General features: G+C 79.0%; 1 protein-coding gene. It reads right to left on the bottom strand.

The window, feature by feature from the left end:
- Window positions 1-144: 144 nt before the first annotated feature.
- Window positions 145-1,024 (bottom strand): NmrA family NAD(P)-binding protein (locus tag ACFXA3_RS42950; RefSeq protein ID WP_385197060.1); only part of this gene is annotated, 880 nt, incomplete at its 5' end.

Below are 1,024 nucleotides of genomic sequence, written 5' to 3'. Positions count from 1 at the left end.
GGGGCCCCCGAGGCGGCGCCCCCCCCCCCCCCCGCGGGGCGGGGGGGGGGCCGGGCGGCCCGCACGCCCCCCGCCCCCCGCCGGGGCGGGCGGGTCCGGCCCTCGTCGTGCCGCCGAGGGCGCAGGCCGCCGCGCCGGGCGGCGTCAGCGGAACCGGTGCAGGTTCTCCCCGAGGAAGGCCTCCAGGGTGCGCGGGGCGCGCCCGACCAGGCGGCGGAACGTGTCGTCCGGCGCCTCCTCGCGGGCCAGCGCCAGCTGCTGGATCTCGACCACGTGCGAGGCCAGCCACGGCGGCATCCCGGCGCGGCCGGTCAGGTGGGCGTGCAGTCCGGCCGGACCGAGGTCCAGGCAGCGGATCGGCCTGCCGAGCAGCTCGCCCAGCAGCGCGGTGAGTTCCGGGTGGCTGTAGGCCCGACCGCCGGTGAGGGGGTACGTGCCGCCGGCCGTCTCGGGGCGGGTGAGGACCGCGGCCGCGGCGTCCCCGATGTCGCGGGCGTCCACGTAGTTGCACCGCGCCCGGCCCATCGCCCCGTGCACCACTCCGGCGGTGGCGATGCCGGGCGCCAGGAGCAGCAGCTTCTGCATGAAGGCGTACGGCCGCAGCACGGTGGCGGTGACGCCCGAGGACCGCAGCCGCTCCTCGATCAGGTGGTGCCCGCGGGAGACCGCGACGGGGGAGTCCGGTTCGGCGGCGGGCGCGGAGACCTTGACGATGTGCCCCACACCGCAGTCGACGGCCGCCTCGATCGCGTTCAGCTCGTACCGGACCTGGTGCGGGCCGTTGGCCATGGTGAGGAAGAGCTGGTGCGCGCCGCGGAAGGCCGCCCGCAGGGAGTCCGGGTCGGCGGCGTCGGCCGGCAGGAGCACGGTCCGGGCGAGCGTGTGCGCGTCCAGTGCGCCGGCCAGACGGCCGGGATCGCGGCTCAGGGAGCGGGTCGGTGCGCCGAGTGCGGCGAGGCTGCGCAGGGTGGCGCCGCCGGGGGGGCCCCCCGCGCCCCGGCAGTCGTACCCGGCGTCCCGTCGA

It is taken from the genome of Streptomyces sp. NPDC059456, from assembly GCF_042750055.1.
In the GTDB taxonomy this organism is placed as follows: Bacteria; Actinomycetota; Actinomycetes; order Streptomycetales; family Streptomycetaceae; genus Streptomyces.
This window is presented reverse-complemented; position numbering and strand designations above follow the sequence as displayed.